Origin of the sequence: Alkalibacterium sp. 20 (assembly GCF_001885615.1) — a bacterium.
In the GTDB taxonomy this organism is placed as follows: domain Bacteria; phylum Bacillota; class Bacilli; order Lactobacillales; family Carnobacteriaceae_A; genus Alkalibacterium.
In genome coordinates, this window is sequence record NZ_LSRN01000069.1 from 1 (window position 1) to 4,567 (window position 4,567).

Consider the following 4,567-nt stretch of genomic DNA (forward strand, 5'->3'; position numbering starts at 1 on the left):
TATTCAAGGAGTGATAACAATGAATTATGCTAAATGGGAAAATTTCTTTAATTTTCAATTCGTATTGATAATGTTAATCATTAGATTTTCCGTTTTAGTGCTGATCTCAACTTTAATTAAATGGAAAGATCCAGCCGGATCAATTTTTTAAGTAAAAGAGATTAGGAAAAAATAAAAAGATATTTACACTCTACAAATTTCGTAGTATGAAAGTATAGAGACGGAAGAGAACTGACAGATGTTGAATGATTATTTCGTACAAGAAGATTGATTCGGAAAATGAGCCTGGATGAATTTCCTCAGCTAGTTAATATTTTGAAAGGAGAAATGAGTTTTATCGGTCCTAGATTACTTCCAGAAAATTAATTTACCTTTTTACACACAAGAAAAAACTCCACTTTATCAAATCTGGCATAAGCGCGTGGGCGCGGGCGAATGGGAGAAATAGATTGGGTTGGAAAAGAAAATATGAACTGGATATTTTTTATACTCAGAATGTATCCTTGTTATTTGACATAAAAATATTATTAATGACGATTAAAAAAGTTTTTTTAGGGAGTGATTTCATTGAATATAGAGATGAACCAACCAAATAATTACCAGAGTATCGTTCATAATTAAAAAACATTACACGCAAAAATTTAACTAACGAGAGAAAAGGGGAATTATTATGAATCAGCGTATATTACTTTCTACACCACACATGTCAGGAAATGAAAAAAAATATATCGATGAAGCATTTGAAAGCAATTGGATAGCCCCATTAGGACCCAATGTTGACTCGTTTGAGAAAGAGATAGCCACATATAATGGAGTGAAAGGAGCGTCAGTGACAAGCTCGGGCACGGCAGCCATCCATTTAGCTTTAGCGCTTCTTGGGGTCTGCAAGGATGATGCTGTTTTTGTTTCATCATTCACCTTTGTGGCAAGTGCTAACCCAGTTTTATATTTAGGGGCGGAACCGGTATTCATTGATTCCGAGGAAGATACTTGGAATATGTCGCCAGAAGCTCTAGAGGTTGCATTGGCAGAGGCAAAATCATCGAATCGGATGCCAAAAGCCATAGTTGTAGTGAATTTGTATGGTCAAAGTGCAAAAATGAAAGAATTGACTGATATTGCTCAAGCCTATAACGTTCCTATAGTGGAAGATGCTGCAGAATCGTTGGGATCCACTTATAAAAATAAAAAAAGCGGGACGTTTGGAACAATAGGAATTTATTCATTTAACGGAAATAAAATTATTACGACTTCTGGCGGAGGGGCACTTGTTTCAGATGATGATGAGCTTTTAGTTCGTGCTAAGTTTTTAGCAACACAAGCAAAGGATGATGCGCCGTATTACCAACATTCCCAAGTAGGCTACAATTATCGAATGAGTAATGTAGTAGCGGGTATCGGAAGAGCACAATTAGAAGTATTAGATGAGCGTGTCAACAAAAGAAGAGAAGTATTCAGTATATATCAACAGGAACTGGGCGGTATCCAGGGTGTTCAGTTTATGCCTGAGATGAACGAGACTAAATCTAATCGTTGGTTAACTACCTTGACGCTTGATTGGGAAAAATATAACATTCTTCCTCAAGAATTCATTTCAAAAATGGATGCAGTCGGTATCGAAACACGCTTATTATGGAAACCTCTTCATCTCCAACCCTTATTCGCTGACAGTAAATTTTACAAGGATCCTCATAGCCAAATTCCGGTGAGTGAAAAGTTGTTTGATGCCGGATTGTGTTTGCCTTCCGGCACCAATATGGCAGAGTTTGATCAACTTAGAGTCATTACTGAAATGAAAAAAATTCTTAATTCATCTCGTAAACATGTTCATGTATTCAGCTGGAATAAAAAAATTGGGAGTAATTCCAAGTTGAAACATAAAATTAATTAGAGTGATTTAATATTTGAGGAGAAGGGGATATAAATGAAGAAAGCACTAATATTGGCATCGGTAGCCTCTATGGTAGAAGCATTTAATCAGGAAAACATTACTCTTTTACAAAAAAACGGATTTGAAGTACATGTCATGTCGAATTTCCACGAAGATGATCATGAAAAGCATACGAATAATTTTGATTATAAAAAGAAGCTGGAACAGATAAATGTTAAAGTCTATGATTTACCTATTCAAAGAAATCCTTTATCAAGAGAAAATCTTACAGTTTACTATCAGGTCAAAAAAATTTTCAAAGAGGAAGATTATGCACTCATACATTGTCATACCCCTATTGGAGGAGTGTTAGGAAGACTGGCTGCTAGAGAGATAAAAAAAACAGGAACACAAGTCATTTACACGGCACATGGGTTTCATTTTTTCAAAGGAGCGCCTATTAAGAATTGGATGATTTTCTACACAGTTGAAAAACTACTTTCTTCCAGCACAGATTGTTTGATTACCATTAATCCGGAAGATTACAATAATGCTGTAAAGAAACATTTTAGAATGAAAGATATTGAACTGCTTAATGGTGTGGGAATCAATCTGAACAAATTTAGGCCTACGACTAGCTTAAAAAGAAAAACTTTGAGAGAAAAATACGGTTATGCAGAAAATGACACCATCCTGATTTATGTTGGAGAACTCATCAAAAGAAAGAATCAAGCACAATCTATTCGTATGATGAGTGATCTCGTTAAAAAGTATCCTCAGATAAAACTTTTACTGGTGGGTGATGGACAGTTGATTAAAGAATACTCAGATATGATAGAAGACTTGAACTTATCGGACAATATTCACTTGTTAGGCTTTAGAACAGATGTTGCTGATCTTATGAGTCTTTCTGATATTTGTATTTCAACATCTCGTCAGGAGGGACTACCAGTTAATATAATGGAAGCAATGGCTACAGGATTACCTCTTGTTGTGACGGCCTGCAGAGGGAACAGAGACTTAGTTCATGATGACATTAACGGTTATATTGTTGATATTGATGATCATGTAAAGATGGCAGACAGAATTTCAACCTTGATTCAAAACGAATCATTAAGAGCAAGATTCGGTAAAAGAAATACCTTCTTTATTAGTCCTTATGAAAGTCGAAACGTTAATATGCAAATGAATAATATCTACCAAAGATACACTTATCCGCCAGCACGTTTAAGCGTCAAAGACGAAACTCAGGCTTAATGAATACAAATATATATATTCCATTTAATAGCTTCTAAAAAATATTAGAAAGCTTTACTCTTTACTATACATTGGAGAAGTAAAGGGTAAATGCTCTCTTCAAAAATGGAATGATAAAACAAGTACTGCTAATAGAAGACTGGATAATTATCAGACAAATATTCATTTATCTTTCCGACTACTTAACCAACCAAATTTTTCTGTATTGTATTCTTAGATGATAGGCACTTAAAAGATGAATGACTATAGATAGAATAGAGGAATATTATGGAGAATGATACATTGAAAAATAAAACGATTGATAGTATGATCTGGAGCTTTGTGGACAATATAGGTAGTCAGGTCATCCAATTGATTATCCAGCTTTTTTTGGCAAGGCTACTGACACCAAGAGACTTCGGTATTATAGGAATGGTAACTATATTTATTGCTTTATCTCAAGTATTTATTGACAGCGGTTTCACCAATGGTATTATCAGAGAAAAGAACGTTAGTCAGGATGACTACTCGACTATTTTTTTCTTTAATTTATTTATGGCTGTTATTCTTTACATTTTACTGTTTGCTTCTGCAGGATACATCAGTGCTTTTTTTGAAGTACCTCAACTCGTTTTAATTGTTAAAGTCTTAGGACTTGTGTTGATAATCAACGCCTTTGGGTTGATACAAAAAACAATTTTAACCAAAAAAATTGACTTCGCTATCCAAATGAAAGTTAATCTGATATCATCAGTTGTTTCCGGTATCATAGCTATCGGATTTGCGTTAGCAGGATTTGGTGTTTGGAGTTTAGTAATAAGAAATTTGATTATGCAGCTATTACAAGCAATTCTTTTTTCTCTAGCTAATCAATGGAAACCAGCATTAGTTTTCAGTAAGTCTTCTTTTAAACGATTGTTTAGTTTTGGTTGGAAATTACTAGTAGCGAGTTTATTATCCAAAATTTATGAAAACATTTATGCGTTAATTATAGGAAGAGGCTTTTCAACAGTTAGTTTAGGATTTTATACAAATGCTCGTAAGTTAAGTGAAACTTTTTCGTTCTCTGTTGCAAGTTCTGTGGAAAAGGTGAGTTATCCGGTATTAAGCAACATACAGGATGATCCTGAGAGATTAAAAAGTGGATTTAAAAAAATAGTTAAAAATTCTGTATTCCTAACTTTTCCGGCAATGTTGGGGTTAGTAACTGTAGCTGCGCCTGCGTTTAGATTACTGTTGGGAGAGAATTGGATACCAGCTATTCCTTATTTTCAAATTATTTCTTTATCGGGTATGCTGACTTCTCTAAATTCAATCAATTTAAATATTCTTCAAGTTAAAGGCCGTTCTGATTTGTTTTTAAAATTAAGTATTTATAGAAAAATTACCGGTTTTATGATGATTGGGTTTGTTCTATTTTTCAACTTGGGAATTATGGAATTGCTATGGGCACTAGTAATT

Annotated in this window: 5 protein-coding genes; all 5 read left to right on the top strand. The window is 34.1% G+C overall.

Annotated elements, in window-relative coordinates; translation table 11 throughout:
* Positions 1 to 267 precede the first annotated feature (267 nt).
* Positions 268 to 366, top strand: a complete 99-nt coding sequence (locus AX762_RS13460) for a sugar transferase (protein ID WP_177244091.1) — start codon at positions 268 to 270, stop codon at positions 364 to 366.
* Positions 366 to 596: a sugar transferase gene (locus AX762_RS13465; RefSeq protein ID WP_371261677.1), complete on the top strand. Its 231-nt coding sequence runs from the start codon at positions 366 to 368 to the stop codon at positions 594 to 596. The genes AX762_RS13460 and AX762_RS13465 overlap by 1 nt, the downstream gene beginning before the upstream one ends.
* 74 nt (positions 597 to 670) lie before the next feature.
* On the top strand, positions 671 to 1,891 hold the full coding sequence (locus AX762_RS10890; RefSeq protein WP_083432944.1) for an aminotransferase class I/II-fold pyridoxal phosphate-dependent enzyme: 1,221 nt from the start codon (positions 671 to 673) through the stop codon (positions 1,889 to 1,891).
* A 33-nt stretch (positions 1,892 to 1,924) separates the two neighbouring features.
* On the top strand, positions 1,925 to 3,127 hold the full coding sequence (locus AX762_RS10895) for a glycosyltransferase family 4 protein (RefSeq protein ID WP_071849163.1): 1,203 nt from the start codon (positions 1,925 to 1,927) through the stop codon (positions 3,125 to 3,127).
* Between the two features lie 267 nt (positions 3,128 to 3,394).
* A partial coding sequence (locus AX762_RS10900; RefSeq protein ID WP_071849164.1) for a lipopolysaccharide biosynthesis protein occupies positions 3,395 to 4,567 on the top strand: 1,173 nt, incomplete at its 3' end.